Source organism: Streptomyces sp. NPDC001157 (assembly GCF_053598255.1).
In genome coordinates this window covers 207311-233714 of sequence record NZ_JBSFJW010000004.1, presented here as the reverse complement: position 1 = coordinate 233714, position 26404 = coordinate 207311, and the positions used below count along the sequence as shown (strand labels likewise).

The 26404-nt window shown below is 70.2% G+C and carries 25 protein-coding genes; 14 read left to right on the top strand and 11 right to left on the bottom strand.

The features are described 5' to 3' along the window. Positions 1-99 precede the first annotated feature (99 nt). Positions 100-1545: a MocR-like pyridoxine biosynthesis transcription factor PdxR gene (pdxR, locus tag ACWDAG_RS09370; RefSeq protein ID WP_450694992.1), complete on the bottom strand. Its 1446-nt coding sequence runs from the start codon at positions 1543-1545 to the stop codon at positions 100-102. Between the two features lie 47 nt (positions 1546-1592). Between pdxR and ACWDAG_RS09365 the strand changes: the two genes are divergently transcribed. Next, on the top strand, positions 1593-2126 hold the full coding sequence (locus ACWDAG_RS09365) for a carboxymuconolactone decarboxylase family protein (RefSeq protein WP_450694991.1): 534 nt from the start codon (positions 1593-1595) through the stop codon (positions 2124-2126). 196 nt (positions 2127-2322) lie between these two features. Here the strand turns inward: ACWDAG_RS09365 and ACWDAG_RS09360 are convergent, their stop codons facing one another. The 3 genes from ACWDAG_RS09360 to ACWDAG_RS09350 form a co-directional block, all read right to left on the bottom strand. Next, positions 2323-3810, bottom strand: coding sequence for a glutamate synthase subunit beta (locus tag ACWDAG_RS09360; protein ID WP_450694990.1), 1488 nt, complete (start codon positions 3808-3810; stop codon positions 2323-2325). A 185-nt stretch (positions 3811-3995) separates the two neighbouring features. Continuing rightward, entirely contained in the window at positions 3996-4475 is a 480-nt protein-coding gene (locus ACWDAG_RS09355; RefSeq protein WP_450694989.1) for an anthrone oxygenase family protein, read from the bottom strand. 1214 nt (positions 4476-5689) lie between these two features. After that, positions 5690-6385: a DUF2293 domain-containing protein gene (locus ACWDAG_RS09350; protein ID WP_450694988.1), complete on the bottom strand. Its 696-nt coding sequence runs from the start codon at positions 6383-6385 to the stop codon at positions 5690-5692. A 141-nt stretch (positions 6386-6526) separates the two neighbouring features. Here ACWDAG_RS09350 and ACWDAG_RS09345 point away from each other — a divergent pair, with 141 nt between their 5' ends. The 3 genes from ACWDAG_RS09345 to ACWDAG_RS09335 all read left to right on the top strand — a co-directional run bounded on the left by ACWDAG_RS09345 (position 6527) and on the right by ACWDAG_RS09335 (position 8192). After that, a complete protein-coding gene (locus ACWDAG_RS09345; protein ID WP_450694987.1) occupies positions 6527-7159 on the top strand; it encodes a uridine kinase in 633 nt (210 codons plus the stop codon). A gap of 47 nt (positions 7160-7206) precedes the next feature. Beyond that, a complete protein-coding gene (locus tag ACWDAG_RS09340) occupies positions 7207-7620 on the top strand; it encodes a PPOX class F420-dependent oxidoreductase (RefSeq protein ID WP_450694986.1) in 414 nt (137 codons plus the stop codon). Positions 7621-7763: 143 nt separating this feature from the next. After that, positions 7764-8192 (top strand): CBS domain-containing protein, encoded by a 429-nt coding sequence (locus ACWDAG_RS09335; protein ID WP_450694985.1) that lies wholly within the window; start codon positions 7764-7766, stop codon positions 8190-8192. Between the two features lie 18 nt (positions 8193-8210). Here the strand turns inward: ACWDAG_RS09335 and ACWDAG_RS09330 are convergent, their stop codons facing one another. After that, positions 8211-9338 (bottom strand): magnesium and cobalt transport protein CorA, encoded by a 1128-nt coding sequence (locus ACWDAG_RS09330; protein WP_450694984.1) that lies wholly within the window; start codon positions 9336-9338, stop codon positions 8211-8213. Positions 9339-9592: 254 nt separating this feature from the next. Here ACWDAG_RS09330 and ACWDAG_RS09325 point away from each other — a divergent pair, with 254 nt between their 5' ends. Together ACWDAG_RS09325 and ACWDAG_RS09320 are read left to right on the top strand one after the other, a co-directional pair. Beyond that, positions 9593-10387, top strand: a complete 795-nt coding sequence (locus ACWDAG_RS09325; RefSeq protein ID WP_450694983.1) for a methyltransferase domain-containing protein — start codon at positions 9593-9595, stop codon at positions 10385-10387. A gap of 65 nt (positions 10388-10452) precedes the next feature. Further along, positions 10453-10881 (top strand): VOC family protein, encoded by a 429-nt coding sequence (locus ACWDAG_RS09320; RefSeq protein ID WP_450694982.1) that lies wholly within the window; start codon positions 10453-10455, stop codon positions 10879-10881. 88 nt (positions 10882-10969) lie between these two features. Here ACWDAG_RS09320 and fdhA read toward each other — a convergent pair whose 3' ends face one another. The 3 genes from fdhA to ACWDAG_RS09305 all read right to left on the bottom strand — a co-directional run bounded on the left by fdhA (position 10970) and on the right by ACWDAG_RS09305 (position 13791). Next, positions 10970-12196: a formaldehyde dehydrogenase, glutathione-independent gene (gene fdhA, locus ACWDAG_RS09315; RefSeq protein ID WP_450694981.1), complete on the bottom strand. Its 1227-nt coding sequence runs from the start codon at positions 12194-12196 to the stop codon at positions 10970-10972. A 118-nt stretch (positions 12197-12314) separates the two neighbouring features. Further along, entirely contained in the window at positions 12315-12869 is a 555-nt protein-coding gene (locus tag ACWDAG_RS09310) for a methylated-DNA--[protein]-cysteine S-methyltransferase (protein ID WP_450694980.1), read from the bottom strand. Positions 12870-12915: 46 nt separating this feature from the next. Next, positions 12916-13791, bottom strand: a complete 876-nt coding sequence (locus ACWDAG_RS09305) for a glycerophosphodiester phosphodiesterase (RefSeq protein WP_450694979.1) — start codon at positions 13789-13791, stop codon at positions 12916-12918. A gap of 280 nt (positions 13792-14071) precedes the next feature. Between ACWDAG_RS09305 and ACWDAG_RS09300 the strand changes: the two genes are divergently transcribed. The 7 genes from ACWDAG_RS09300 (at position 14072) to ACWDAG_RS09270 (ending at position 22760) form a co-directional block, all read left to right on the top strand. Beyond that, positions 14072-14935 carry an MHYT domain-containing protein gene (locus ACWDAG_RS09300; protein WP_450694978.1) on the top strand — a complete coding sequence of 288 codons (864 nt, stop codon included), beginning with the start codon at positions 14072-14074 and terminating at the stop codon, positions 14933-14935. Between the two features lie 40 nt (positions 14936-14975). Further along, complete coding sequence (uvrB, locus tag ACWDAG_RS09295) at positions 14976-17114, top strand: excinuclease ABC subunit UvrB (protein WP_450694977.1); 2139 nt, start codon at positions 14976-14978, stop codon at positions 17112-17114. Between the two features lie 153 nt (positions 17115-17267). Beyond that, positions 17268-17846 (top strand): TerD family protein, encoded by a 579-nt coding sequence (locus ACWDAG_RS09290; protein ID WP_030933261.1) that lies wholly within the window; start codon positions 17268-17270, stop codon positions 17844-17846. 83 nt (positions 17847-17929) lie between these two features. Then, the gene (locus ACWDAG_RS09285) at positions 17930-19930 is read left to right on the top strand and encodes a TerD family protein (RefSeq protein WP_450694976.1); all 2001 of its coding nucleotides are present in this window, start codon (positions 17930-17932) and stop codon (positions 19928-19930) included. A 226-nt stretch (positions 19931-20156) separates the two neighbouring features. After that, on the top strand, positions 20157-21158 hold the full coding sequence (locus ACWDAG_RS09280) for a TerC/Alx family metal homeostasis membrane protein (RefSeq protein ID WP_450694975.1): 1002 nt from the start codon (positions 20157-20159) through the stop codon (positions 21156-21158). Between the two features lie 126 nt (positions 21159-21284). Then, on the top strand, positions 21285-21599 hold the full coding sequence (locus ACWDAG_RS09275; RefSeq protein WP_450694974.1) for a hypothetical protein: 315 nt from the start codon (positions 21285-21287) through the stop codon (positions 21597-21599). A 60-nt stretch (positions 21600-21659) separates the two neighbouring features. Next, a complete protein-coding gene (locus ACWDAG_RS09270; protein WP_450694973.1) occupies positions 21660-22760 on the top strand; it encodes a calcium:proton antiporter in 1101 nt (366 codons plus the stop codon). Here the strand turns inward: ACWDAG_RS09270 and ACWDAG_RS09265 are convergent. After that, positions 22750-24021 carry an MFS transporter gene (locus ACWDAG_RS09265; protein ID WP_450694972.1) on the bottom strand — a complete coding sequence of 424 codons (1272 nt, stop codon included), beginning with the start codon at positions 24019-24021 and terminating at the stop codon, positions 22750-22752. The two genes, ACWDAG_RS09270 and ACWDAG_RS09265, sit on opposite strands and share 11 nt — an antisense overlap. 226 nt (positions 24022-24247) lie before the next feature. Between ACWDAG_RS09265 and aroQ the strand changes: the two genes are divergently transcribed. Next, a complete protein-coding gene (aroQ, locus tag ACWDAG_RS09260; protein ID WP_115908816.1) occupies positions 24248-24721 on the top strand; it encodes a type II 3-dehydroquinate dehydratase in 474 nt (157 codons plus the stop codon). A gap of 25 nt (positions 24722-24746) precedes the next feature. Here aroQ and ACWDAG_RS09255 read toward each other — a convergent pair whose 3' ends face one another. Further along, positions 24747-25499, bottom strand: coding sequence for an amino acid ABC transporter ATP-binding protein (locus ACWDAG_RS09255; RefSeq protein WP_344403903.1), 753 nt, complete (start codon positions 25497-25499; stop codon positions 24747-24749). After that, positions 25496-26359: an amino acid ABC transporter permease gene (locus ACWDAG_RS09250; RefSeq protein WP_450695193.1), complete on the bottom strand. Its 864-nt coding sequence runs from the start codon at positions 26357-26359 to the stop codon at positions 25496-25498. Before ACWDAG_RS09250 ends, ACWDAG_RS09255 begins: the two co-directional genes overlap by 4 nt. Positions 26360-26404: the final 45 nt, after the last annotated feature.

The window sequence follows — 26404 nt, the reverse complement described above, 5'->3', positions numbered from 1 at the left end:
AGCCACCTGGTGGGGGGTCGGTGCCCGGTCAGGGCGACGGGGTGACTCCGGGGTACGGGGCCGTGGGACGCAAGCCCTGACCCCTGTGGGGGAGGCGGATCAGCGGGAGGCGGGACGGGGTTTGTCCCCCTCCGGCGGCAGCACTCCGCACAGTGCCTCCAACGCCGCGCCGTACGCATGCTCGGAGGGCGTGGCGTACCCCACGACCAGACCGTCCTGGGCCGCCATGTCCGCCGCCGGGTGGCGGAAATCGGCCAGTCCGTCGAGGGCGACTCCCTGCCAGGCGGCGGCCTTGACGGCGGACCGTTCCGTGCCGGGCGGCAGCCGCAGCACCGCGTGCAGGCCCGCCGCCACCCCGGTGACCTCGATGTGCGGTGCGTGCCCGGCGAGCGCCGCGACGAGGCGGTCGCGGCGGCTGCGGTACCGCTGCCGCATACGCCGCACATGACGGTCGTACGAGCCCGACACGATGAAGTCGGCGAGACTCAGCTGGTCGAGGACGCTCGCCCACGCCTCGCGCTCGCCCTTGGCCGCGAGCACACCGGCCACGTACCGCCCGGGCAGCACCATCCAGCCCAGCCGCACGGCCGGCGAAAGGCTCTTGCTGACCGAGCCGAGGAGGATCACCCGCTCGGGGTCGAGTCCCTGGACCGCCCCGACGGGCCTGCGGTCGTAACGGAACTCCCCGTCGTAGTCGTCCTCCACCACCACCCCGCCACGCGCGCGTGCCCAGTCCACGACCGCGGCCCGGCGCTCCGCGTGCAGCGGCCCTCCGGTGGGGAACTGGTGCGCGGGCGTGAGCAGAACGGCCCGCTCCCGCGCCAGCCGGTCGACGCGTGCGCCCTGTTCGTCCAGGGGGAGCGGCACGGTCCGCACGCCCGCGGCAGCGAGCAGCTCCCGGTGGAACGGCAGCCCGTACGCCTCCACGGCCAGGGGGCCGGCGAGGACCGGGTCCCGGGAGCCGAAGAGCAGCCGCAGCCCGTGCGCGAAACCGGAGCAGATCACGATCCGGTCCGGCTCGGTGCGCACACCACGCGCGCGTGCCAGATACTCCGTGAGCGCCTTCCGCAGCTCGATCCGGCCGGCGGGATCGCCGGGGCCGAACACCTCGTTGGGCGCCTGCTGCACGGCCCGCCGATAGGACGCCAGCCAGGCCGCACGCGGGAACGCGGACGCGTCCGGGGTGCCCTGGCGCAGATCGTGGCGAGGTCCACGCGCGCGTGCCGGTGCCTTTCCGGGTGCCCGCTCGGCATGCCGCAGAGGTTCGGCTCGGTCCGCCACCCGGGTGCCCGAGCCCTGCCGGGCGGTGAGCCAACCCTCCGCCACGAGCTCCGCGTACGCGTCGGCCACCGTGTTGCGGGCGACACCGAGGTCGGCGGCGAGCGAGCGATACGGCGGCAGCCGGGTGCCCGGAGCGAGCCGCCCCTCCCGTACGGCCTCGCGCAGCGCCCCGATGAGCGCGGCCCGCCGCCCACCCGCCTCGGCCAGCTCAAGATGCAGGTCGGCCCCGATCCGCTCGGCGGAATTGACCCATGCTTTCGCCATGAAAATGCACCCTACCGTGGGTCTTTCCACCGCATAGGTTGAAGCACATGACGACGAACACGACGACGAGCACACCGACGAACTCGACGAACGCGATCGGCACCTCCGTAGCCGCGGCCGTGGCCGAAAAGGCCCGCCTCGACTTCGCGAAGTCCGCCCCGAAGGTCTTCCGCGCGCTCATCGGCTTCGACGCCGCCGCCCGCGAGGGACTCGACCCGACCCTCGTCGAACTGATCCAGATCCGGGCCTCGCACCTCAACCACTGCGCGTACTGCCTGCACATGCACACGGGCGACGCCCGCAAGGCCGGCGAGAGCGAGGACCGGCTGCACATGGTGGCCGTATGGCGCGAGGCCCGCCACTTCTTCACCGAGCGGGAACAGGCCGCCCTCGCCCTGACGGAGGCGGTGACGCTGGTGGCCGACGGCGGCGTCCCGGACGAGGTCTATGCGCAGGCCGCGGCCCATTTCGACGAGCAGGAACTGGCCCACGTACTCGCCCTGATCTTCACGATCAACACCTGGAACCGGGTGGCGCTCTCGACGGGCAAGGTGGCGGGGACGGACGAGCGGCGCCGCTGAGCGCTCCGCGGGTGTGCCGGTGTGTGGCTCCGCCGCCGGGCGGCGAGGTGCCGTCTTTTGGCTGCGGCATCGTTGTGGCTGGTCGCGCCGCGGAGCCGCATAGGGATGCAGCCCGCGCCCCTCAAGGGGCGCTGCCGAACCGCAGTGGACTTCGCCTGACCTGCTTGACCTCTGGGCGGGACAGGGAGGCGCCGGGCTACACCGTCATCGGGCGGTCGTACGGCCCGATCGGCGCCGGGAGCCGCGAACTCCCCGTCAGATAGCGGTCGACGGCCGCCGCCACCGCCCGCCCCTCCGCGATCGCCCACACGATCAGCGACTGCCCCCGCGCGGCATCCCCGGCCGCGAACACACCGGACACGTTCGTCGCGAACCCCGCATCCCGGGCGATCGTCCCGCGGGGCTCCATCGCCAGCCCGAGCTGGTCGACGAGCCCGTCCTCCCGGTCGGGTCCGGAGAAGCCGAGCGCGAGCAGCACGAGGTCCGCGGGGAGCGTCCGCCCGGTGCCCGGCAGCGGGCGCCGGCCCGCGTCCACCTCGACCAGGTGCAGCGAGCGCACATGCCCGCTCTCGTCGCCGGTGAAGCGGAGCGTGGATGCCGCGAACAGCCGTGCGTCCGCGTCCGCCGCCGGTGCCGTCTCCAGATCCCGCGCCTCCTCGTGGGCGGCCGACAGGCGGTAGATCTTCGGATACGTCGGCCAGGGCTCGGCGTCCTCGTCGCGCTCGGCGCCGGGCTGGGCGTAGATGTCCAACTGCGTGACGGACGCGGCCCCTTCACGCACCGCGGTCCCCAGACAGTCCGCCCCCGTGTCGCCGCCGCCGACGATGACGACGTGCTTCCCCGCGGCGGACATCGGAGAGCTCTCCAAGTCGCCTTCGCGCACCCGGTTGGACAGCGGAAGGTACTCCATCGCCTGCTGTATTCCGGCCAACTCCCGCCCGGGTATGGGCAGTTCACGCCACGCGGTCGCCCCCGTCGCGATCACCACGGCGTCGTACCGGGCCCGCAGCTCCGCCGCCCCCACGTCCCGCCCGACCGACGTCGACGTACGGAACTTGGTCCCCTCGGCCCGCATCTGCTCCAGTCGCCGGTCCAGATGGTGCTTCTCCATCTTGAACTCGGGGATGCCGTACCGCATCAGCCCGCCGAGCCGGTCGTCCTTCTCGTACACGGCGACCGTATGCCCGGCCCGTGTCAGCTGCTGGGCGGCGGCCAGCCCGGTCGGCCCGGACCCGATCACGGCGACGGTCCGCCCGGACAGCCGGTCCGGCGGCCGCGGCGGCGCGAACCCCAGCTCCCAGGCCTGGTCCGCGATGGCGGCCTCGACGTTCTTGATCGTGACCGCCGGCTGGTTGATGGCGAGCACACACCCCGCCTCGCACGGCGCGGGACACAACCGCCCGGTGAACTCGGGGAAGTTGTTCGTGGCATGCAGCCGGTCGGCCGCCTGCCGCCAGTCGTCCCGGCTGACGAGGTCGTTCCACTCCGGTATCAGATTCCCCAGCGGACAGGCGTCGTGGCAGAACGGTATGCCGCAGTCCATGCACCGGTCGGCCTGCTTGTTGATGATGGGCAGCAGCGCTCCGGGGACGTAGACCTCGTCCCAGTCCTGGACCCGTTCCGCGACCGGGCGGCGGGGCCAGTCCTGGCGAGGCGTGGTCATGAATCCCTTGGGATCGGCCATGGCCGTCTTCCTTGCCTACGCGTACGACGAGCCGTGCGTCATCGGGCGGCACTCTTTCGGCCACGATACGACTCCACGGGCCCATGCGCAGAGGGGACGGACAGCGCTTTCCGCAACGCCTTTCTCAGGCTTCTCCCAGCATCCGCCCGGAACTCCTCAGCGCCCGCTCAGTCCTCTGAGCACTCTCAGGTCAGCGCCAGCACATACGCCACCGCCGAACCGGCCGAGGCGACCATCCGCACGTGATTCCAGAACGTCCACTCGCGTATGTACGACGGCCAGTACGCGGCGGCTTCCGGGGTGCCCGGGTCGAGCTTGGCCAGAGTGTCGTTGCGCGGCACGTTCGCGACCATGGTCACCCCGAAGGAGCCGAACAAATACAGCGCGCTGCCCACCAGCAGTTCCACCCGCCCGTCGTCGGGCCACAGCACGAACGTCACCACCGCGAGCACCGCGCACAGCACCGCCGACCCCACGAACACGAGCATGAACGCCGGCATCACCGCGGTCACGTTGATCGCATTCATCGCGGCCACGCCCTGCGCGGGCGGCAGAGCGGCGAGCCCCCTCATCACGAACGTCGAGAAGCCGCAGAAAACCCCGGCCACCAGACCGGTCCCGAGCACGCCCAGCACCGTCAGCCAGAGATACGGTCCATCGATCATGTCGTCAACTCCCGCTTAGAGCCGAGATCTTCCCCGGCACCTCCTGTCACCACAAGTGAATTCCCGTACGAGCACAGTGACCATGGCCGAAGAACGCGCTCACATACGCGAGCGTCCAGCCATGATCCGCCGGCCGTCGGTCGTGCCCGCGACGAAGGCGAGCCGCCTGCGACCCGATCTCCCTTCGGCAAGGGCCCCGTGCCTTTCGCCGACAGTTCCGTGCGTCTTGCCAACCGGCCCGGGCCTGCTGCCAACGCATCCGGGCCTCTCGCCGCCGGTCCCCGGCTTTTCGCCAAACCTGGGGCACCGGTACGGGCACCGGCGTAATGGTGCCGTTCGTCGACCACGCCAAGCAGGCCGCTCGCAACGCACCGCAGGTCATGGCCTTTCGCCAACGGACCCTGGTTCTTCATCGATGGCCCCCGCGTCTTGCGTCAACGGCCCCGCCTTTCGCCGATCGACGTCGGCTTTTTGCCGACGGCCTCTGCCCTTCAGTAAGTGATCTCGGCCTGACGATGTGCTCGGTGTTCGCCGATCGACCTCGGCCTTTCGCTGACGGCCTCCGTCCTTCCGCAATTGATGTCGGCCTGTCGTCGATGGGCTCGGTCTTCGCCAATCGCTCTCGGCCTTTTGCCGACGGCCTCTGCCCTTCAGTAATTGATGTCGGCCTGTTGTCTATGGGCTCGGTCTTTGCCGATCGACCTCGGCCTTTCGCTGACGGCCTCTGCCCTTCGGCAATTGACGTCGGCCTGTTGTCTAGGGGCTCGGCCGTCGCCTATCGACCTTGGCTTGTCGCTGATCGGCCTCGCCCTTCGCCTGCTGCCGTCGGCTGTCGCCGACGGCCCCCACCCTTGGACAATCGACCCCGGCCAGCCGTCGACGAGCCGCGGCCATCTTTAATCGATCTCGGCCATTTGCCGATGAGCCTCTGCCTTTCGTGGAGCGACTCCGGCCTGTCGCCGACGAGCCTCTGCCTTTCGCGGAGCGGCCGCGTTCCGTCCTCAGTGGTGCCCGCCTTTCATGGACCGACCCGATCTTCTTCGTCAACGACCCCCGCCTTTGGCCACGACCCCGGACCTTCACTGACGGGCCGGCCCCCGGACGCGCATCGACGGGCCCCGGCCTTTCGCCGACCGATCCCGCCCTGCGCCAGCGGCCCCCGGCCCGCGTCAGCCGACCCCCGCCCCGCGTCAACCAACCCCCCACACCCCGCGTCAACCGACCCCCGCCTCTTCGGAACGCCACCCTCGCAGCACCGTCTCCACCGCCGCCCCGATCCGCCGCCGAGCCTCGTGCCTCGGTACGCCGCTCATCAGCAGCTGGTCGTACGGCGTGTCCACGTGCCGGACGGACGCCGCGACCGCGGAGACCACCGCCGCCTCGGACAGCGCCCGCCCGGCCGCACTCCGACCCACCCGCCCACTGCCCCGCACCGACGCATGCGCAGCGATCGCCTGGGCCCGCTCCGCCGGGCACCCGGGAAACAGTCGTCGTATCTCCGCCGCGAACGCCTCCGTGAACCGCAGGTCCTCCTCGATCCGCCGCCGGGCGTCCCGCACCCGGCGCCGCCGCCGAGCCTCCGCGTCCGCCAGGCACCGCTCCTCGGCCCGTGCGAGCCCCGCCTCCTCGACCAGGACGCCCTGCCGCTCGTACCGCGATCTGCGCCGGTTGAAGCGCACCACTACCGCCGACAACGCACTCTCCTCCCGCGACCGCCGGGTCAGTGCCGTGTCGCCGCGCGGCAGGAACACCAGATGTCCGAGATCGGCACAGTCGAGGCACCGCGGTGCCCCCTCCTCCAGCACGAGCAGCGGCAACGGTCCTGCATGGCACTCCCCGCAGTGCCGTCTCTTGATCGGCTGGAAGACGACAATCCCGGTGCGCGGCGCAGGAGTTGCAAGATGTGCCATAGATACTTCCTTCCCCCCGACGGCACTCCGGACTACCGCGAAATCGCGCCCGCCGCACCCTCTCCCTCCATCCCTCCTCCGCGCCGCCCTTCGACCGGTGCGAGGCGCATCCCGGCCGACGGCTGACGCATCATGGGCCATGTGCGACTCGAAGCGATCACCTGGGACCGGCTCGGCGACCTCCTGGCCGAGCGTCTGCTCGACCTGAAGCCCGCCGACGGCAGCCCCTGGCCCCGCATCGCCTTCGACGGAGCCCCGGCAGCCCGCCCGGTGGACCTCGCCGAACGCGTCGCCGAGGCCCTGCGCGTTCGCGGCCGCCCCTCGCTGACCGTCGGCGCGGAGGGCTTTCTGCGCCCCGCCTCCGTCCGCCTCGAGTACGGCCACCGCGACGTCGACGCCTATTACGACGGCTGGCTGGACACCGGCGCCCTCTGGCGCGAAGTGTTCGGCCCACTCGAACCCGACGGCGACGGACGCGTCCTGCCCGACCTGTGGGACCCGGTCACCGACCGCGCCACCCGCACGCCCTACACCCAACTCCCGCCCGGCGGCTTCCTGTTGCTGCACGGCCCCCTCCTGCTGCGCCACTGGTTCCCCTTCGACCTGACCGTCCATGTCCTCCTCTCGCCCGGCGCCCTCCGCCGCCGCACCCCCGAGGCCGACCACTGGACGCTCCCCGCCTTCGAGCGCTACACCGACGAGACCGATCCGGCCGGCACGGCCGACGTCCTGGTACGTGCCGACGACCCACGCCATCCCGCATGGAGGGGCTGATCGACAACCCCCTTTTATATGCAAGCGCATGTAGTTACTGTGGTCCCATGACGACCTCCTCGAGTGCTCCCGTCCCCTTCGCCGACTCCGTCCGCACTCTCCTCGACGGCAAGAACTTCGCCAGCGTCGCCACCCTCGGCCCCGACGGCGCCCCGCAGAACTCGGTGGTCTGGATCAAGCGCGAGGGCGACACCGTGCTCTTCTCCTCCACCGACGGACGCCAGAAGGTGCGAAACCTCCGCCGCGACCCCCGCATCAGCCTCTCGGTCTTCGACCTCGCCGACCCCTACACCTCGGTCGAGATCCGCGGCACCGCCGAGATCCTCCCCGACGAGGGCAAGCGGCTCCCGTACGAGCTCTCGCACAAGTACCTCGGCATCGACCCGCCCGGCGAGAAGGACGACGAGGTCCGCGTGATCATCCGCATCGTCCCGCGGAAGATCGTGGGCTTCTCGGCCTGAGGTCTCTCAGGCGCCGCGCCCCGGCCGCCCGTTACCGCGGAGTTCCGGGTGCAGGTGTCGGGCCGCGCGGCGAGAATGTAGGGCGCCGGGACTAGCGGTGCGTCCCCGCGCCGCGCCGGCCGTCCGGCACCGGGAGGTACTCCATGACCACCGCCGGAGACATCATGCACCGTGGCGCCCAGTGGATCCCCGCCCACGAGACACTGGACCGCGCGGCCCAGCTGATGCGCGAACTGAACGTCGGAGCCCTGCCCATCAGCGACCAGAACGAGCGGCTCTGCGGCATCCTCACCGACCGCGACATCGTCATCGGCTGCGTAGCCATGGGCCACGACCCGGCCAAGGTCACCGCCGGCGAGATGGCCCACGGCACCCCCCGCTGGATCGACGCGAACGCCGACGTCGGTGACGTGCTCCGGGAGATGCAGGACCATCAGATCCGCCGGCTCCCCGTCATCGAGAACAAGCGGCTGGTCGGCATGATCAGCGAGGCCGACGTGGCCCGGCACCTGACGGAGGAGCAGATCGCCGACTTCGCCCACGGTGTCTACGCGCGAGGCACGACGCGCTGACCCGCCCGACGGAGCGCCTCACAGCCAGCCGCTGCGCCGGAAGCCGCGGTACAGCGCCAGGCACGCCACCGTCATCACGCCTATGACCAGGGGGTATCCGAACCTCCAGTGCAGTTCCGGCATGTGATCGAAGTTCATGCCGTACACACCGCAGACCATCGTCGGCACCGCGATCACCGCGGCCCAGGCCGTGATCTTCCGCATGTCCTCGTTCTGTGCGACCGTGACCTGCGCGAGATGGGCCTGCAAGATCGAGTTGAGCAGTTCGTCGAAGGAGGCGATCTGCTCCTTCGCCCGCATGAGGTGGTCGAGGACGTCCCGGAAGTAGGCCTGTATCTCCGGGTCGACCACCCGGATCGGCCGGGTCGCCAGATCCTCCACAGGGCGTCCTAGGGGGACCACGGCCCGCTTCAGCTCGAGGAGTTCACGCTTGAGCTGGTAGATCCGGCCGGGGTCGGCCCGAGCGCCGTTCTCCGCGAACACGTCCATCTCCACCTGGTCGATGTCCGCCTGCACCGAGTCGGTGACCAGCAGGTAGTCGTCGACCACATGGTCCGCGATCGCGTGCAGCACCGCGGCCGGCCCCTTCGCGAGCTGCTGCGGGTCGGCCTCCAGCCCCTCGCGCAGCGGGCCCAGCGAACCATGCATCCCGTGCCGGACCGTGATCACGAAGTCCTCGCCGACGAACACCATGATCTCGCCGGTGTTCACCACCTCGCTGGTCGCCGTGAGCTCCTCGTGCTCGACGTAGCAGACCGTCTTGAACACCGCGAACAGCGTCTCGCCGTACCGCTCCAGCTTCGGGCGCTGATGGGCCTCGATCGCGTCCTCGACCGCCAGCGGATGCAGATCGAAGAGCTCGGCGATGCCCGCGAACTCCTGGTCCGTCGGCTCGTGCAGCCCGAGCCACACGAACCCGTCACGGTTTTTCCGGACTCGCTCCACTGCGTCGACCAGGTCACTGCCCCCGGGCACCCGCACGCCGTCCCGGTACGTCACGCAGTTCACCACTGAGGAGCCCAGCGGGGACCGGGCCGGGTGACTCAGGTCGACGCGTGGCCGCCGCCTGGCCAGCCGTGCCACCTTGCGCAGGCCGCCGACCGTGCTGAGGTGGGTGACCTTGCGCAGATTCCCTGCCATGGACATATCTGGATCTCCTTGCGTGGATCTCCGGGCTCGATGCGCGGTTCGCGGTTCGCCCCCGTGGTGAGCCGCCTGTCTGTGCCTTGGCGCGCCAGTTTGCCAGGTCTGCGTAAGGGGCGGGTGAGCCTGTGGGAGCACGGCATTCCGGTTGGTTCCCGCCTGTGGACGAAGGGGTTGCCGACAGAACGTCTGCCCAGCTCGCCGCAGGTGACTCGTCGACCGCTTCGGGTTGGCCGGGCAAGTGGGACCATCGCGTCATGAAGCGATCCGACGGCTATCTCCTCGACAACCGGCAGAGCGAGGCGGCGGAGCGCTTCGATGCCTTCGCCACCCTCTTCGACCCCACGACCTTCCGGCACCTGGAAGCGCTCGGCATCGACTCCGGCCTGCGCTGCTGGGAGGTCGGCGCGGGCGGCACCTCGGTGGTGTCCTGGCTCGCCGAGAAGGTCGGCCCGACCGGACAGGTCGTCGCCACCGACATCGACACGTCGCTGCTCGCCTCCGCGGCCCGCCCGCAGGTGGACGTGCGCGTCCACGACGTGGGCGCCGAGGAACCGCCGGGTGAGGCCTTCGACCTGGTGCACGCCCGGCTGGTCCTCGTCCATGTGCCGGACCGCGAACGGGCGTTGCGGTCGATGATCAAGGCCCTGCGGCCCGGCGGCCGACTCCTGATCGAGGATGCCGACCCCGCGCTGCAGCCCCTGCTCTGCCCCGATGAGCACGGCCCCGAGCAACGACTCGCCAACCGTCTGCGGCACGGATTCCGCAGGCTGCTCGCCGACCGCGGCGCGGACCTCTCCTACGGTCGTCGCCTGCCACGTCTGCTCCGCGAGGTCGGCCTGCACGGCGTGGAGGCCGATGTGTACTTCCCCCTCACCTCCCCGGCCTGCGCCGCCCTCGAGTCGGCCACGATCCGCCAGATCCGCGACACCCTCGTCACCGCGAACCTCGCCACGAACGAGGACATCGACCGCCACCTGGCGAACATCCAGGCCGGCGGGATGGACCTGGCCACGGCACCGATGATCTCGGCTTGGGGGACCAAGGCGTAGTCCCGCGACCGGGAGCTCCGGTCACACCCTTGCGGCCCGGTGGAGGCGGTACCAGCCTGAAGAACATGACGGACAACACGACACGTCTCGACCATGTCGTCCTGTGGGTGCACGACCCGGTCGCCTCGGCCGACTTCTACGAGAAGGCGGTCGGGCTGCGCCCCCTGAGGATCACCGAGTTCTCCGCGGGGAAGGCGTCGTTCCCCTCGGTACGGCTCAACGACGAGACCATCCTCGACCTCATGCCCCACTCCATGGCGGAGCACATGAAGATGCTCCCGGGCGCCGCCGACAGCGCGGGCCACCCCGTCAACCACGTCTGTCTGGCGCTGCCCGGCGACGACTTCGACGCTCTGCACAGCCGCCTCGAGGAACGCGCCGTCCCCGTCTCCGAGTTCTCCTACGACTCCTACGGCGCCCGCGGAAAGGCCAGGCGCAGCTTCTACTTCCGCGACCCGGACGGAAACGTCTTCGAAGCCCGGCACTACGACTAGCGAGGTGCCCAGGCGGACCGGCGGGTGCCCACGCGCGCGTGGGCACCCATGTCCCTTTCCGGCCTCTCCTGTCGTGCAGTTCAGGACTTCAGACGGGGCGCACGCCGTTCAGTGCCCCATGCGGATCGAGCACGTACTTGCGGCTGGCGCCCTGGTCGAACTCGGCGTAGCCGCGTGGTGCGTCCTCCAGGCCGATGACGGTCGCGTTCACCGCCTTGGCGATGTGCACGCGCCCGTGCAGGATCGCCATCATCAGGCCCCGGTGGTACTTCATCACCGGGCACTGACCGGTCGTGAAGTGATGGCTCTTGGCCCAGCCGAGCCCGAGCCGAACCTTCAGGGTCCCGGACTTGGCGTCCTCGTCGATCCCGCCGGGGTCGGCCGTGACGTACAGCCCGGGGATGCCCAGCGCACCGCCCGCGCGCGTGATGCCCATCAGCGAGTTGAGTACCGTCGCGGGCGCCTCCCCGGCGTCCTTGCCGTGCGCCCGGGCCTCGAAGCCGACCGCGTCGACTGCCGCGTCCACCTCGGGCTCCCCGAGGATCTGCGCGAGCTGGTCCTCGACGCTGCCCTGGGAGACGTCGACGGTCTCGCAGCCGAAGCTCCTTGCCTGCGCGAGGCGTTCGGCATTGAGGTCGCCGACGACGACCACGGCGGCGCCCAGCAGCTGCGCCGACGCGGCCGCGGCGAGACCGACCGGCCCCGCTCCGGCGATGTAGACCGTCGAGCCGACCCCGGCACCCGAGGACACCACGCCGTGGAAGTCGGTCGGGAAGATGTCCGACAGCATGGTCAGATCGAGCAGCTTCTCGCGCGCCTCGTCCCGGTCCGGGAACTTCAGCAGGTTGAAGTCCGCGTACGGGACCATGGCGTACTGGGCCTGGCCGCCGACCCAGCCGCCCATGTCGACATAGCCGTACGCCGCCCCGGGGCGGGCCGGGTTGACGTTCAGACAGATGCCGGTCTTGCGCTCCTTGCAGTTGCGGCACCGCCCGCAGGCGATGTTGAACGGTACGGAGACGATGTCGCCGACATCGATGAACTCGACGTCCGGACCCCGTTCGACGACCTCTCCGGTGATCTCGTGTCCGAGGGCCAGCCCTTCCGGTGCGGTCGTCCGCCCGCGCACCATGTGCTGGTCGCTTCCGCAGATGTTGGTGGCGAGCACCTTGAGGATCACACCGTGCCGGCACTTGCGGCCGACGTTCTCGGGTGCGACCCCTGGCCCGTCCTGGAGTTCAAGCGTCGGGTAGTCGATGGTCCTGACTTCCACCGCGCCCGGCTTGAGATACGCGACTGCCCTGTTTCCGCTCATGCGTGATCGCCGTCCCTTCGGCTCCGAGCCTTCGGATGCCAGTGGCTGTGCGCATGGCGGAGTCTGCTACCGCCCCCGCTTCCCGACCACCCTTCGCGCGCCTCCGGGGGCCTGTGTCTCAGAACAGCGGCTCGGGCAGCACTCCTTCCAGGGCCAGCAGCTTGCGCTTCGTCTCCAGCCCGCCCCCGAAGCCGCCGATGCCCCCGTCGCTCTCCACCACCCGGTGACAGGGCACGACGATCGGCAGCGGATTGGACCCCATCGCCACCCCCACGGCCTGGGCCGCGCCCGGCTGACCCACCCGCCCGGCCAGGTCGCCGTAGCCCACGACCGCGCCGTACGGCACGCCCGAGGCCAGCTCGCGCAGCACCTGCCGGTTGAAGCCCGAGATCAGCGACCAGTCCAGCGACAGCTCGAAGTCGCGCCGCTCGCCCGCGAAGTACGACTCGACCTGCCGTATCGCCTCGGCCAGCAGGGGCGAGTCGGGTGCCTCGACGGGCTCGCGGCCCAGCCGGGACGCCAGCCGCTCGAGTGCCCTGTCACGCACCGCGTCCGTGGCGTGGAACACGACGTTGACCAGGCCCTCGCGGGTCGCGGCCAGCAGCAGCGGACCGATCCCGGTACCGACCACCGCCCACACGACCTGCTGTTCGTACTGCCCATCGCTGTCCATGCGCCCACCGTACGACCCGCCACTGACAACGCCCGGCGAACGGGGCTCAGGGTGCCTGGAGCGCGGCCCGGACCACGTCGGGCTCGTTGGTGATGATGCCGTCCACGCCGTACCGGGTGACCTGCCGGGCGGTGTCCGCGTCGTTCACGGTCCAGGTGAAGACGTTGAGCGGCTTGCCGTGCGGTCCCGTGAAAGCGTGCACGGCGGCGACGTAACCCATCGAGATCGAGCCGAAAGAGGGATTGATCCCGTCGGTGAAGTGCGCATAGGCGGGCAGGTCCGAGACGTGCGGTGTACCGAGGAAGCTCGTCCTGACGGCGGGCTTCAGGTCGTGGACGATCCGCAGGCTGTCCGCGCTGAAGCTCTGCACGACCAGCCGGTCGGCCAGGTGCTGACGGTCGAGCCAGCCGTCATTGGCGAGCACCTTCAGGGTCTGCTGTTCGATGCCCGGATACAGCTCGGGATTCTTGATCTCCAGCAGCAGCTTCTGGTGGTTGTGCTCGACACGGCGCATGTACTCGTCCAGCCTCGGCACGCGTGCGCCCGCGTACCGGTGACCGAACCAGCTTCCCGCGTCGAGGCGGGCGATCTCGGCCGCGGTGAAGTCCTTCACATCCCAGGACGTCCGGCAGGGGAAGACCTGCTCGACGTCGGTCGTGCGCTGCAGGCTGTCGTCGTGGATGACGACGAGCTCGCCGTCCTTGGTGCGCTGGACGTCGTTCTCCACCCATGGGATGCCCAGCCGGGCCGCCTTGTCGATGGAGGCCAGCGTGTTCTCCGGAGCGTAGGCGGACGCCCCCCGGTGCCCGATGACCAGCGGGCGTTCGTCGACGTCGCCGGCCCGCGCGGCGGAGCCGGGCAGCAGGACGCCGGCGGTCCCCAGGAGCGCGGTGGTGATGGCGGCGACTGCGCGCGCGTACATGCGTACTCCTCGTGTCGAATGAACACGGACAGCTCAACTGTGACAGCAGAGCGTCAACGACGGAGGGGTACAGAACGACCACACATTGAACGCACTCGCCCAAGTCCGCTCACTGCGGCCGCACAAGTGGGGCAGCGACGTGTTTCTTTGCCGGAAAATCGTTCGACCATTCTGGTGGGAGTCATACTCTCTGCCTCAACCCTGACCGCTCGGGCGGTCCTGGGAGGGGGCGCATTTCAGGGAATTCCGGGACGTAAGAGGGCGGGAAGGGCAGCCGCGCATGCAGGGCACGGTCGACGGATTCAGCTACGGACTCGTCACACCGGTGGTGGCCTATCTCATGGCCTCCCTCGGTGGCGCCCTGGGGCTGCGCTGCACGACCAGATCCATGCTCGTGGCTCGCTCCTGGCGGCCCGGCTGGCTGGCCCTCGGGTCGGCGGCCATCGGCTCCGGCATATGGACCATGCACTTCGTCGCGATGATGGGGTTCACGGTCAAACAGGCGCCGATCCATTACGACAAGGCGACCACGTTCGCCAGCCTCGGTGTCGCCATTGTCATGGTGGGCGTCGGGATCTTCATCGTCGGTTACAAGGGCGCGAAGGGGACAGCCCTGTTCACCGGGGGCACGATCACCGGCCTGGGAATCGCCTCGATGCACTATCTGGGCATGGCGGGAATGCGCCTGAACGGAAGGCTGGAATACAACACGGTGACCGTCGGTGCCTCCGTCGTCATCGCGATGGTGGCCGCAACCGCCGCCCTGTGGGCAGCCGGACAGGTCAGGGGCTTCCTGTGGAGCGTGGGCGCGAGCCTGGTCATGGGGCTCGCCGTCAGCGGCATGCACTACACGGGCATGGCGGCCCTCAGCGTCCACCTCCACGACACCGCCGCCCCGGCCTCCGGGGACTCGCCCGCCGCACTGCTGTGGCCCATGCTGGTGGGCCCTCTCGCCTTCCTCGCGCTCGCCGCCGTGGTCGTGATGTTCGATCCGCTGATGGTCATGGGCAAGCCCACCCTGACCCCCGTCGAGAACAAGCCGGGCGTCCCGGCCCACCCGGCCGTCCACCACCCGGCCCACGCCCCGCTCCGCCCTGCCCGGCAGTCGGCCCGACGCAGCTCCCGCACCCCGCAGAACCGCTGATCGGTCCCCGTTGTCAGTGCCGGGTCGTACGGTTGATTCCATGCGGCCCGTTTCCAACATCGAACGCACGGTGGCGCCCTTCGAGGTCGTCAGCCCCTACCAGCCCAGCGGCGACCAGCCGCAGGCGATCGCCGAACTCGCCCGGCGCATCGAGGCAGGCGAGAAGGACGTCGTCCTGCTCGGCGCCACCGGCACCGGCAAGTCCGCCACCACGGCGTGGATGATCGAGAAGCTTCAGCGCCCCACCCTGGTGATGGCGCCGAACAAGACCCTGGCCGCCCAGCTGGCGAACGAGTTCCGCGAGCTGCTGCCGAACAACGCGGTCGAGTACTTCGTCTCGTACTACGACTACTACCAGCCCGAGGCCTACGTCCCGCAGTCGGACACCTACATCGAGAAGGACTCCTCGATCAACGAGGAGGTCGAGCGCCTGCGCCACTCCGCGACGAACTCGCTGCTCACCCGCCGTGACGTCGTCGTGGTCGCCTCGGTGTCCTGCATCTACGGCCTCGGCACGCCACAGGAGTACGTGGACCGCATGGTCCCGCTCAGGGTCGGCGACGAGATCGACCGCGACCAGCTGCTGCGCCGCTTCGTCGACATCCAGTACACGCGCAACGACCTGGCCTTCACCCGGGGCACCTTCCGCGTTCGCGGCGACACCATCGAGATCTTCCCGGTCTACGAGGAACTCGCCGTCCGCATCGAGATGTTCGGCGACGAGATCGAGGCTCTCTCCACGCTCCACCCGATCACCGGCGAGATCATCAGCGACGACCAGCAGTTGTACGTCTTCCCGGCCTCCCATTACGTCGCCGGCCCCGAGCGCATGGAGCGGGCGGTCAACGACATCGAGAAGGAGCTCGGGGAGCGCCTGGCCGAGCTGGAGAAGCAGGGCAAGCTCCTGGAGGCCCAGCGCCTGCGGATGCGGACGACGTACGACCTCGAGATGCTCCGCCAGATCGGCTCCTGCTCCGGCGTGGAGAACTACTCGATGCACTTCGACGGCCGGCAACCCGGCTCCCCGCCCAACACCCTGCTGGACTATTTCCCGGACGACTTCCTGCTGGTCATCGACGAGTCCCACAACACCGTCCCGCAGATCGGCGCGATGTACGAGGGCGACGCCTCCCGCAAGCGCACCCTCGTCGACCACGGCTTCCGCCTGCCCTCAGCCCTCGACAACCGGCCCCTGAAGTGGGAGGAGTTCCAGGAGCGCATCGGGCAGACGGTCTATCTGTCGGCGACCCCGGGCAAGTACGAGCTCTCGCGCGCGGACGGCGCCGTGGAGCAGATCATCCGCCCCACCGGCCTGATCGACCCGGAGGTGGTGGTCAAGCCCACCGAGGGCCAGATCGACGACCTGGTGCACGAGATCCGCACCCGCACCGAGAAGGACGAGCGCGTCCTGGTCACCACCCTCACCAAGAAGATGGCCGAGGACCTCACGGACTACTTCCTGGAGCTCGGCATCCAGGTCCGTTATCTGCACAGCGACGTCGACACCCTGCGCCGCATCGAGCTGCTGCGCGAACTGCGCTCCGGCGAGTTCGACGTCCTGGTCGGCATCAACCTGCTGCGAGAGGGCCTCGACCTGCCCGAGGTGTCCCTGGTGGCCATCCTGGACGCCGACAAGGAAGGCTTCCTGCGCTCCGGTACGTCGCTGATCCAGACCATCGGCCGCGCCGCGCGCAACGTCTCGGGCCAGGTCCACATGTACGCCGACAAGATCACCCCGGCGATGGAGAAGGCCATCGAGGAGACCAACCGCCGCCGGGAGAAGCAGGTCGCGTACAACACGGCGAACGGCATCGACCCCCAGCCGCTGCGCAAGAAGATCAACGACATCGTCGCCCAGATCGCCCGCGAGGACGTCGACACGGAACAGCTGCTCGGCTCGGGCTACCGCAAGCTGAAGGACGGCAAGGGCGCCAAGGCACCTGTGCCCGCTCTCGGCTCCAAGGCGGCCGGCGGTGCCAAGACCGCCAAGGGCAAGGCCAAGGAGACGGTCCCGACCGACCGTCCCGCGGCCGAACTCGCCGACCAGATCGAGGAGATGACGGCGCGTATGCGCGCCGCCGCCGCCGACCTCCAGTTCGAGGTCGCGGCCCGGCTGCGCGACGAGGTATCCGAGATGAAGAAGGAGCTGCGCCAGATGAGAGAGGCTGGCCTGGCCTGACCGCGCGCCGCCGCACCTCGGCCCATGCGCTCTGTGTTGCAAGACCGACACAAAGTACGGGTCGGGGTGCGGCAGTCTCGGCGGCCCTGCGTAGGGTTTTGGTCAACCGCGGACTTTGCGGCAACAGGGGACAGTTCGAGAGGGGATCAGCGCGTGACCGTCAACATGACCAAGGGTCAGGCCATCAGTCTGCAGAAGAACGACGGAGGCAGCCTGACCGCGGTCCGCATGGGTCTCGGCTGGCAGGCGGCCCCCCGGCGCGGCCTGTTCGGCTCGCGCACCCGGGAGATCGACCTGGATGCCTCCGCTGTCCTGTTCGCCGACAAGCAGCCGGTCGACGTCGTCTTCTTCCGCCACCTGGTGAGCGACGACGGCTCCGTGCGCCACACCGGTGACAACCTCGTCGGCGGTGTCGGCCAGGGCGGCGACGACGAGGCGATCCTCGTGGACCTGGCGCGCATCCCGGTCCACATCGACCAGATCGTCTTCACCGTGAACTCCTTCACCGGCCAGACGTTCCAGGAGGTGCAGAACGCGTTCTGCCGCCTCGTCGACGAGACCAACGGCCAGGAGCTCGCCCGCTACACGCTTGCGGGCGGCGGCGCCTACACGGCCCAGATCATGGCGAAGGTACACCGCTCGGGTCCGGGCTGGACGATGACGGCCCTCGGCACCCCGGCCAACGGCCGCACCTTCCAGGACCTGATGCCGGCGATCCTGCCGCACCTGTAGAACCTCCCCGCCGGGGCCTGCCGCCAAGACAGGTCCCGGCGGCACCCGACACGACACACCAGCGACACAGGGGGACGAGGGCGATGACGGCCGAGCTGGTGCGGGGGCAGAACCACCCGCTCTCCCAGTCCCGTCTCGAGATCCGGGTTGCGGCCGGCACGCCGATCGTGGCCTCGGCCACGCTCAGCGACGAGAACGGCAAGGCCCGCGGCGTCGAATGGGTGGCCCACCCGGGGGCGCCGACCCTGCCCGGGCTCGAGGTCTCCAAGCAGGCGGCCGCCGACCACCGTCTCGCGGTGGACCTGGACGCCATGCCGGAGGCCGTGCACCGGGTCAATGTGCTGCTCGCCCTGCCCACGGCAGGCGGGGGAGGCCCGGTCCGCTTCGGCACGGTCGCCGCCCCCTTCGTGGCGGTCACGGGCCTGGACGGCACCGAGGTCGCCAGCTACACGATCACCGGTCTGGACGCCGAGTGCGCCGTCGTCGCCCTGGAGCTCTACCGCCGCCAGGGTGCCTGGAAGGTGCGTGCCGTCGGCCAGGGGTACGCGGGCGGCCTCGCCGAGCTCTTCGCCGACCAGGGACTGACCGAGGCCCAGCGCCTCGCGGGCACCATCAACGACGCGGTCGCCCAGGGCCTGGCCCGGTCGGTTCCGGCACCCCCGCAGCGCACCGCGGAGGGGGACCGCACCCGCCAGGCCGCCGCGCCGGCGCACGGACCCGACCAGGGCGGTACCGCGGCACCCCAGGGCGTCCCCGGTCCCGTACCCCCGCCGCCCGCATCTCCGTATGGACCACAGGGCGCCCAGTCCGGGTACCCGGCGGATCCTTCCGCGGTCACGCAGCCGTCCTCGCCCACCGCCGGCGGCCCGGTCAACTACAGCCACCCGGGGCGGCAGGCCGCCGCTCCGCCACCGCCCCCGCCGACCGCGCCCCCGGCCCCGCCAGGACAGCCCGCGCCGCCGATCGCGGGCGACGCGACCGGCTGGTCCATGGACGAGCGGTTGTACAACCAGGTCTGGGGCATGTTCGAAGACCTCGCCCGCACCACGGCCGCCTACCGCAGTGCCGTCGACTTCGCCGACTCGCGCATGGAGAAGGAGCTCGACCAGGCCCTGTCCGACCCGCGCAACAGAATCGGCGGCCAGGGCGACGCCGCGCGCGAGGCGGCCCGCGCCAAGCACGCGCAGCTCGTCGACCAGGCCAGGGCGGCGCTCGACCGGGACCTCGCCCAGCTCGCCGCCGAGGCCGATGTGGTCGAGCCCGCGCTGCCGCCCGCGTACGCGCGCTGGGACAACCCCGTCTGGCACGCCTACCGGGTGCCGATGGAGATCCCCATGGCCCTGCGTCTGGGCGACCTCTCGCTGCCCGAGAGCGAGCTGTTGCGCATCCCGATGCTGGTCCGCCTGCCGCTCGAACGCGGCCTGTGGATCGACAGCGGACGTCCGGCGTCCCTCGACGACCCGGTCGCGGACGCCAATGAGCTGGGACGCCTCGCGATGGACACCGCGGTGGCGCTCGCGGCCCGGCTGCTCGCGGTCTATCCGACGGGCGAGTTCACCGTGCACGTCATCGACCCGGCCGGCTCCGCGGCCCAGCCGCTCGCTCCGCTCGTGCACAGCGGCGTACTCGCGGGCCCGCCTGCCCTGGGGGCGGCGGGTGTGGCGGACGTCCTGACCCGGCTCACCGAGCGCGTCGACCTGGTGCAGATGGCGGTGCGCGGCGGTGCGGCCGACTCGCTCCCGCCCGGCCTGGACACCGCCGAACAGCTCCTGATCGTCAACGACTTCCCGCACGGCTTCGACGACCGGGCCGTCACCCAGCTGCGCTATCTCGCGGACGAGGGCCCGGCCGTGGGCGTCCATCTGATGATGGTTGCGGACCGCGAGGAGGCCGCCGGGTACGGTCCTCTGCTCGACCCCCTGTGGCGTTCGCTGCTGCGCCTCACCCCGCTGCCCGACGACCACCTCGCCGACCCGTGGGTCGGCCACGCCTGGACCTACGAGCCGGCCCTGGTGCCCAACGGCAGCCAGGTGCTCCAGCAGGTGCTCACCCAGGTGGCAACGGCCCGCACCAAGTACCGGTAAAGGCCACTGACCTGGTATTTTGACCTTTCTTTTGCTAACTGCTTTACCTTTCCTTGGCGATGTGGGTACTGTAGTCCTCACGGAGGGGAGTACTCCCTGTCGACTGCGGCGTACCCGTCAATACGGATCAAGGCTGATCCCGGGGCGTCGGCCCACCCTGGGTGGAAGAGACCTCCGGCAGCGCGACGACGCTGGTCATCTGCCGTTACGTATTGCCGGAGGCGCAGTGGATGTTTCCCCGACCCTGTGGGTCCTGACCATCGTGGGCCTTGCCGCCCTGATCGCGGTCGACTTCTTCATCGGCCGCAAACCGCACGACGTCTCGATCAAGGAAGCCGGGATCTGGACGGTCGTCTGGATCGCCCTGGCCGGGCTCTTCGGGCTCGGGCTGCTCCTCTTCGGCGGCGGCCAGGCCGGCGGCGAGTTCTTCGCGGGCTTCATCACCGAGAAGTCCCTGAGCGTCGACAACCTCTTCGTCTTCGTCCTGATCATGGCGAAGTTCGCGGTGCCGTCCCAGTACCAGCAGCGGGTGCTGCTCGTGGGCGTCCTCATAGCCCTGGTCCTGCGGGCGATCTTCATCGCCGCCGGTGCGGCGATCCTCGCCAGCTTCGCGTGGGTCTTCTACCTCTTCGGCGCCTTCCTCATCTGGACCGCCTGGAAGCTCATCCAGGAGGCTCGGGCCGATGAGGAGGACGAGGAGTTCGAGGAGAACAAGCTGCTCAAGGCCGCCGAGCGCCGCTTCGGCGTCGCCGACCGCTACCACGGCACCAAGCTGTGGATCCAGCAGAACGGCAAGCGGGTCATGACGCCGATGCTGGTCGTGATGCTCGCCATCGGCACCACCGACGTCCTGTTCGCGCTCGACTCGATCCCCGCGATCTTCGGCCTGACCCAGGACCCGTACATCGTCTTCACCGCCAACGCCTTCGCGCTGATGGGCCTCAGGCAGCTGTACTTCCTGATCGGCGGACTGCTGAAGAAGCTGGTCCACCTCAGCTACGGCCTGTCGATCATCCTCGGCTTCATCGGCGTCAAGCTGGTGCTGCACGCACTGCACGAGTCCGGCGTCCACGTCCCGGAGATCTCCATACCGGTCTCCCTCGGCGTGATCTGCTCGGTCCTCATCGTCACCACCATCACCAGCCTGCGGGCGTCCAAGAAGCAGGCGGCGTCCCAGGCGGCGCAGAGCAAGAGCGAAGGCGCTGCGAAGGACAGCATCCAGGCCTGACTGCGACGGACGTAGAAACAACCACCACCGGGACCGGTGCGCGGCGAATTGCCGACCACCGTTCCCGGTGCTTCGTTGAGTGCTGAGCGCTTCCGCCCGGGAGCGCCGCTGCCGGGTGGAGGCACCATGGAAGCACCGATGAAGTTCGCCCAGATCATCGACTTCGAAACCGAGCGCATCGAGGAGATGCGTGCGCTGGTCCAGGAGGCCGACAAGCGTGCGTCGAGCCGCAGCGGCGGCCCGACGCACCGCCTGGTCCTCCAGGACCGGAACCAGCCGGGCCGCTACCTCGTCGTGATCGAGTTCGACTCGTACGAGGAGGCCATGCGCAACAGCAGCGACCCCGAGACGAGCAGGATGGCCGAGCAGATGGCCGCGCTGTGCAGCCGGCCACCGACCTTCACCGACTGCGACGTACGGGAGATGACCGAGCTGAAGTGACCGCTCCGGGCCCCGCACCGCCGGAGTGCGGGGCCCGTACGCCTCTGCAACGATCGCTGCATGATCGCTCGGCTCGGATCGCTCACGACGCGGTGGACGTCCGTCGTGCCGGTGCTCGCGATCGTCCTGCTCGCCTTCACCTGGGGGCGTGATCTGCCCGCCGCGGTCATCGCTGTGGTCAGCCTCGTCCTCGCCGGCGCAGTCCTCGCCGCCGTGCACCATGCCGAGGTGGTCGCCCACCGGGTCGGCGAACCCTTCGGCTCGCTCGTGCTCGCCGTCGCCGTCACGGTCATCGAGGTCGCCCTGATCGTCACCCTGATGGCAGACGGCGGCGGCAAGAGCTCGACCCTGGCCAGGGACACGGTCTTCGCGGCCGTGATGATCACCTGCAACGGCATCGTCGGCCTCTGTCTGCTGGTCGCCTCCGTGCGCCACGGCACCGCGGTCTTCAACCCCGAAGGCACCGGCGCCGCGCTCGCCACCGTCGCCACCCTGGCCACGCTCAGCCTGGTCCTGCCGACCTTCACCACCAGCAAGCCCGGCCCGGAGTTCTCGGGCGTACAGCTCACCTTCGCCGCGATCTCCTCGCTGATCCTCTACGGCCTGTTCGTAGCGACCCAGACCGTGCGGCACCGCGACTACTTCCTGCCCATCAGCCGCCAGGGCGGGGTGATCACCGCGGACGACCACGCGGCCACCCCGACCGTCCGCGCCGCGTGGATCAGCCTGGGCCTGCTCGCTCTCGCGCTGATCGGCGTGGTCGGACTCGCCAAGGGCGTCTCGCCCACGATCGAGTCCGCAGTGGAGGCCGCCGGACTGCACCACGCGGTCGTCGGCGTGATCATCGCCCTGCTGGTGCTGCTCCCGGAGACCATCGCGGCCCTGCGCTCCGCCCGCCGCGACCGGGTGCAGACCAGCCTGAACCTCGCCCTCGGCTCCGCCATGGCCAGCATCGGCCTGACCATCCCCGCCGTCGCCCTGGCATCCATCTGGCTCTCCGGCCCGCTCGTCCTCGGCCTCGGCTCCACCCACATGGTGCTGCTCGCCCTGACCGTGGTGGTGAGCTCGCTGACGGTGGTCCCGGGCCGGGCCACGCCGCTGCAGGGCGGGGTCCATCTGGTGCTGTTCGCGGCGTACTTGGAGCTCGCGGTCAATCCATGACCGGCTCCGCAACGACAACCGGCACCGGCCGCGTCTCCGGCAGCAGCGCGAAGCACGCCAGGCTCAGCAACGCGATCCCCGTCAGATAGGCGCCCACGCCCCACGGCACCCGGCCTCCGTGCTCGGCCAGCGCCGTCGCCGCGATCGGCGTGAGCGCGCCCCCGAGCACCCCGCCGAGGTTGTAGCCGACGGCCGCTCCCGTGCAGCGCACCCGCGGCTCGTACAGCTCGGGCAGATACGCGGCGATCACTCCGAACATCGTGACGAACGCGAGCAGCGCCCCCAGGAAGCCGGCGAACATCAGCAGCGGCTCACCGGTACCGAGGAGGTAGACCGTCGGAAACATCCACGCGGCGGCTGCGGTGCACCCCGTCAGGCACATCGGTCGCCGCCCGTAGCGGTCCCCGAGCAGCGCGGCCAGCGGTGTGAGCGCGCCCTTCACCACCACCGCGGCCATGATGCAGGTCAGCATGACGATGCGGCTGACTCCGAGCCGCTCCGTCGCATACGCGAGGGACCAGGTCGTCACGGCGTAGAAGATCGCGTATCCGACCGAGAGTGCCCCGGCCGTCAGCAGGACGAGGCGCCAGTGCTCGCGTACGACCTCCGCGAGCGGCACGCGCGCGTGGTCGTCGATCTCGAGGAAGCTGGGGCTCTCGGCGAGCGACGACCGCAGCCACAGCCCGACCGCGGCCAGGACACCCGCCGCCCAGAACGGCACCCGCCATCCCCACTGGGCGAACTGCGCGTCGGACAGCGTCGCCGACAGCGCCAGCACCACACCGTTGGCGAGCAGGAAGCCCAGGGCAGGCCCGACCTGCGGAAAGCTCGACCACAGGGCACGCCGTTCGGCGGGCGCGTGCTCGGCGGTGAGCAGCACGGCCCCGCCCCACTCCCCGCCGAGCCCCAGCCCCTGCAGAAAACGCAGCACCAGCAGCAGCGCGGGGGCGGCCACACCGATCGACTCGTACGTCGGCACACAGCCGACCGCGACCGTGGAGGCGCCGGTCAGCAGAAGCGAGCCGACCAGGACCGGCCGCCGTCCGCGCCGGTCCCCGATGTGCCCGAACAGGACCGAGCCCAGCGGCCGCGCCACGAACCCCACGCCGAACGTGACGAAGGCGGCGAGCGTCCCCGCCACCGGTGAGAACGCCGGGAAGAACAGCGGGCCCAGGACCAGTGCCGCGGCGGTCCCGTAGACGAAGAAGTCGTAGAACTCGATGGCCGTCCCGGCGAGCGAGGCGGCCGCGAGCCGCAGCATGGACGGTCTCATTACGGTGCGTACGTCGTGCATGCCGCGTCAACTACCCACGGTGACAGCGGGTTACGGGGGCGCACGGGCGTGATCGCGCCACGTCACTACGTGACGGTGATGCGCCGGGCGGCCGTCGGGAGTGCGGGCCGTCCCGGTGCGAATGCACCGTGATAAACCGGGTGCGGACAGCGGTCCTCGACGGATCGCCGCAAACCACCGGACCGGAGGAACCGTGCCCCGCACCCTGGCCAACGCCCCGATCATGATCCTCAACGGGCCCAACCTGAACCTGCTCGGCCAGCGCCAGCCGGAGATCTACGGCAAGGACACCCTCGCCGACGTCGAGGCACTGTGCGCCAAGGCGGCCGCCGCGCACGGCGGCACGGTGGACTTCCGCCAGTCCAACCACGAGGGCGAGTTGGTCGACTGGATCCACGAGGCACGGCTGAACCACTGCGGGATCGTCATCAACCCCGGCGCCTACTCCCACACGTCGGTCGCGATTCTGGACGCACTCAACACCTGCGACGGACTGCCCGTGCTGGAGGTGCACATCTCCAACATCCACCGGCGCGAGTCGTTCCGGCACCACTCGTACGTCTCCCTGCGTGCCGACGGTGTCATCGCCGGATGCGGAGTGCAGGGGTACGTGTTCGGCGTGGAGCGCGTCGCGGCGCTGGTGGGGGCCGCTCAGGCCGACGCGTAAGCCCCGATCACCAGGCGCGCGGGTCTTACAGCCGGCCCGCCTCCACGATCCGCCGCAGGAACCGCTGCGTGCGTTCCTGCTGCGGGTCGCCGAAGACCTGCTCGGCGGTGCCGCGCTCCAGGACCACCCCGGAGTCCAGAAAACAAACCTGGTCGGCGACGTCCCGGGCGAAGCCCATCTCGTGCGTGGCCAGCACCATGGTCATGCCGTCGTCCTTCAGGTCCCGCACGACGGTCAGCACCTCGCCGACGAGCTCGGGGTCCAGCGCGGCGGTGATCTCGTCGAGCAGCAGCAGCCGCGGCCGTACGGCCAGGGCGCGCACGATCGCCACACGCTGCTGCTGACCGCCGCTCAGCCGGTCCGGGTACTCGCCCGCCTTGCCGCCCAGTCCGAGCCGCTCCAGCAGCTCCCGGGCACGCTCCTCGGCCTCCGCGCGGGAGGCGCCGTGCACCCGCCGCGGGGCGAGGGTGATGTTGTCCAGGACCGTCATGTGCGGGAACAGGTTGTAGGCCTGGAAGACCACGCCGATTCGGCGGCGCACCGCGTCCTGGTCGGCGCGCGGATCGGTGATCTCCTCGCCGTCCAGCCAGATCGCTCCGTCGTCGATCTCCTCCAGGAGGTTCGCGCACCGCAGCAGTGTCGACTTGCCCGAGCCGGAGGCGCCGATCAGCGCGGTCACCGTGTGCGGCGCGACCTCCAGGTCGACATCGCGCAGGACGACCGAATCGCCGAAGGTCTTGCGCACGGACTCCATGCGCAGCACGGGCGCGTCGCTCATATCGATCCTCCCTGGGCCCGCCGGCGGTCCATCCGTGCCGTCACCCAGTCCGTGAAGCGGGTCATCGGGATGGTCAGCGCCACGAACACCAGGCCCGCGACGATGTACGGCGTGTAGTTGAGGCTGCGCTGGGCGATGATGTCGGCCGCTCGAACGGCGTCGATCGCGCCGCCGATGGACACGAGCCCGGTGTCCTTCTGGAGGGACACCAGGTCGTTCAGCAGGGGCGGCACCTGCCGGCGCACGGCCTGGGGGAGCACCACGTACCGCAGCGCCTGCCGGTTGGTCAGGCCCAGCGAACGGGCTGCGGCGCGCTGCGAGGGGTGTACGGACTCGATGCCGGCCCGGAACACCTCGGCGACGTAGGCCGCATATGTCAGTGTCAGCGCCGTACCGCCGAGCCACACGGGATCCACGGTCACACCCTGCAGGCGCAGCGCGGGCACACCGAAGACCACGATCATCAAATTGATGATGAGCGGCAGACCACGGAAGAAGTCCGTGTACGCGGCCGCCAGTGCCCGCACGGGGAAGAACACCGGCCCGGGCAGCGTACGCGCGATGGCGATCAGCATGCCCAGGACGAGCACCAGCACGCCGCAGATCAGCAGCAGCCGGACGTTGAGCCACAGCCCTTCGAGGACCTTGGGCAGGGCCTCGCGCGCGTAGTGCGCGTCGAAGAAGGTCTCCTTGGTGCGCTGCCAGCCCGGTGCGCTGACCACGACCACATACAGGACGACGGCCGTGACCAGAGTCGACAGCGCGGCGATCGCCGTGGCGCGACGGGCGCGGGCCCGCTTGTAGCGCTCACGGTCCAGGCGCCGCTGCGAGGGGACGTACGTGTCGCCCCCGCCGGGCATGTCGCCCTTGTCGTCCGCGCCCTCCCGGCTGGAATCGTCCTTCAG